The organism is Butyricimonas hominis (genome assembly GCF_014287455.1).
Classification (GTDB): domain Bacteria; phylum Bacteroidota; class Bacteroidia; order Bacteroidales; family Marinifilaceae; genus Butyricimonas; species Butyricimonas muris.
Genome location: NZ_JACOOH010000056.1, coordinates 1 through 789 on the forward strand (window position 1 = coordinate 1; position 789 = coordinate 789).

Genomic DNA, 789 nt, shown 5'->3' on the forward strand with positions numbered 1-789 from the left:
CAGTCCGGTGTAACGTTGGTGTCGTAGTGTGACACCACAAAAGACCGTTTGCTTTTGTGCGGCCACCCGCCCCAGTGTTCAAAGATGTAGTTGTAGGTGTTCGCCCCCATAAGCAGGCAATCCGCTTCCGAATAATACTTGCCAACGATTATTTTTACATCATCGGGCAACCAGTCCAGTTCTCGGTCTAAAGTGGCTGTATGCCCGTCAAGAGATACGGCGATGTGCGCTTTAATTTGTTTCATACCAGTAGGTGTTAAACAGTTGATAATCTTGTTCAAACTGCTCGCCAGCCACCCCAAAAAAGAAGCGTGAACTTACACTGCTCCAAAGTAGAGGTACTGGCATACCTTTGAAACGGGACAGGCAAGCCCACGCTATGACAAAGCATAGCATAGACATTGCGCTGAAATCTCGTTTCATTTTGAAAAGTGCCAGTTTTCTACTTTGAGATATTCGGCGAACGAATATGTTATATATAAAGACGAAATCGCAGCCGAAACTGTTCAAGCGCCGTTATTCTCTTATGTTACTTTTGCAAAAGTAGTAAAAATCACTGGAATAACCTTGTAAATAGTAGAAATCCTGCCGTGTTATCACAACAGGGCAGGACACAAGCACATGAATTACACAAGTTCAGCCCATACGCCTACGGGCAGCTTGTGTTCCTTTGAAGATTATATGAACCGATGACAAAACAGCTTTGGTTCGCCGTGTCTTTGGTGATGATGTCCTTTTCCCGCATGAAGCGGATATAGCTCTTTGCGGTGCGCTCCTTGATGTCCAATA

Annotated in this window: 1 protein-coding gene; it reads right to left on the reverse strand. The window is 44.9% G+C overall.

Going from position 1 to position 789, the window contains the following annotated elements:
- Positions 1 to 245, reverse strand: a 245-nt coding sequence (locus tag H8S64_RS22195; RefSeq protein WP_222621237.1) for a dihydrofolate reductase family protein, incomplete at its 3' end; no start/stop codon positions are given.
- Between the last annotated feature and the right edge of the window lie 544 nt (positions 246 to 789).